Raw genomic sequence first — 2,218 nt, 5'->3', positions numbered from 1 at the left:
ATACTTCATAAAAACTGTATAGAAAAAGACGGTATGAAAGAATTTTTAGAAAATCTTATAAAAAAATAAGAGTTGAATAAAGTTTTATTAAAAGGGGCGGATCTGGAATATAAGATGCGTCCTTTTAATGATTATGGGAAATAAATTTGACATATTAGGAAAAACTGATATAATTTTTATATAAAATGCTTAGGAGGTAAATAATATGATGACATTTAAAACTTCAGGGGTCTGTGCAAAGGAGATCTCATTTAAAGTAGAGGGAGATATTGTAAAGAGTGTTGTTTTTAAAGGCGGATGCAGCGGAAATACTCAAGGATTAAGTGCACTGCTAGTGGGAATGAAAGTAGATGATGTAGTGGAAAAACTCTCTGGAATGAGCTGCGGATCAAAAGAAACATCGTGTCCTGATCAGCTGGCAATAGCGTTAAAAGAGATGAAAAGGTAAAACAATGACACAAAACTGATTATTTTTTTATCTTTTTTATCAAAAAACTATTTTATTGCTGATGATATAATGATATAATACATATGTAATAGAATATTATTAAAAAAATCAAGATGAAAAAAATTGTGATGATAAATTTATAATACACCATCGGAGTAAAACATCTTGGTAACGAGATGTTTTTTTTATAGATGGCTTGTGAAGTTTGTGAAATAAGTTGTAATATTACCGAATATAAATTATAATTAATTGATATTGAAAAATAAAAGTTATTTTTGTTTGGGAGGCAGCTTTTCATGTTATCAAGAAGGGTTAAAATAAAGGCTTTAACAGGTGTCTTTTTATCTCTGGATTTACTTTTAATTTATAGAGAAATGTATACTTTATTATTCGCATCATTTTTGTTTTATTTCTTTATACTCTACATAATAACTAGAGATAGTGAAAAACACAAGTACTCTAATTTCACAAACAGAAGCAAAGCCCTTTCTAGGATATGTCTTTTTTTTATGCTGATTTTGATAGTTCGTCTTTTTCAAGTGCAGGTGATAAATCACAAAGAGTATGAAAATACCCTTATGAAACAAGTGGAGGCGACTTATTCAATTGTGGGAAACAGAGGAAAGGTCTTAGACTTTAGCGGTAAGCCTCTGGCCTATAATTCCAATATATACACAATAGCCATAGACCCAACCAGAGTAAATAATTTTCAAGATGCAATAAATGCTCTAGAGGATATAGATAAAAATTATATTAAAATAGGCTACAGAGCATTGAAAAATGAGATACCTTCTCTTGCTGAATCTAAGAAATATTATAAAATAATAGCAAAAGACGTAGAAGAGGATAAAAAAGAAGAGATTGAGGCATTAATAAAAGAAAAATATAAACTCAAACACAATGAAATCTTCTTTCAGAAAAAAAGTAACCGAGAATACTACAGAAAAGAAATATTTTCATATTTAGTAGGATTAACAGGATATACACAAAAATCTGAAGACTCAAAGACTGGGATTTTCGGAGTGGAAAAGGAGTATGATGAATATCTCCGTGCAAGAAAAATAACCAAAAAAGATATATTTACCAGAAGCCGTTTTATGAAGCTTCCCACAGCCTCAGATGAGCTGGAAATATCTGCTAACGGCAAGAATGTATATTTAACCATAGATTATTTTTTACAATACATACTAAATGAAGAAGTAAAAAAACAGTTTGACAATACCGACTCAGAAATGGGTCTTGGTCTGGTTATGGATCCCAATACAGGAAGGATACTGGCCACATCATTATTCAACAAAAAAATCCAGAAAAATCTGAAAAATCAGATAATACAAAGTCAGTATGAGCCAGGCTCTACATTTAAACCTCTGGTAGTGGCAGCTGGGCTAGAGGAAGGTCTGATTTCACCTAGTGATACCTTTGATGTAGGAGACGGTAAAATTGTGAGGCACAGGCACACCATAAGGGAGAGCAGCAGACACACCAAGGGTGTGCTATCTACCGAAGAGGTCTTGAAAAAGTCCAGTAATGTGGGAATGGTGCTTATAAGCGACAGGTTCAGTAACGCAATTTTTGAAAAATACCTGGAAGGTTTTGGATTGGGGCAGAAAACCAGTGTGGACCTCCCTGGAGAATTGAAGCCATATATGCAGCTTTTTAGCAAATGGGATGGCCTGAAAAAAAATAACATGGCCTTCGGACAGGGTATAGCGGTAACCCCTATACAGCTGGCAACTGCTTTTTCATCGGTGATAAACGGAGGGATTCTGT

2 protein-coding genes are annotated in these 2,218 nt (G+C 33.2%); both read left to right on the top strand.

Annotated features, from left to right (window positions below):
• Positions 1 to 205 precede the first annotated feature (205 nt).
• Positions 206 to 448 carry a TIGR03905 family TSCPD domain-containing protein gene (locus tag ABZA26_RS13270; RefSeq protein WP_372714982.1) on the top strand — a complete coding sequence of 81 codons (243 nt, stop codon included), beginning with the start codon at positions 206 to 208 and terminating at the stop codon, positions 446 to 448.
• 509 nt (positions 449 to 957) lie between these two features.
• A partial coding sequence (locus ABZA26_RS13265; protein WP_372714981.1) for a peptidoglycan D,D-transpeptidase FtsI family protein occupies positions 958 to 2,218 on the top strand: 1,261 nt, incomplete at its 3' end.

The sequence above is a fragment of the Ilyobacter sp. genome (assembly GCF_041583315.1).
GTDB lineage: Bacteria > Fusobacteriota > Fusobacteriia > Fusobacteriales > Fusobacteriaceae > Ilyobacter.
This window is presented reverse-complemented; position numbering and strand designations above follow the sequence as displayed.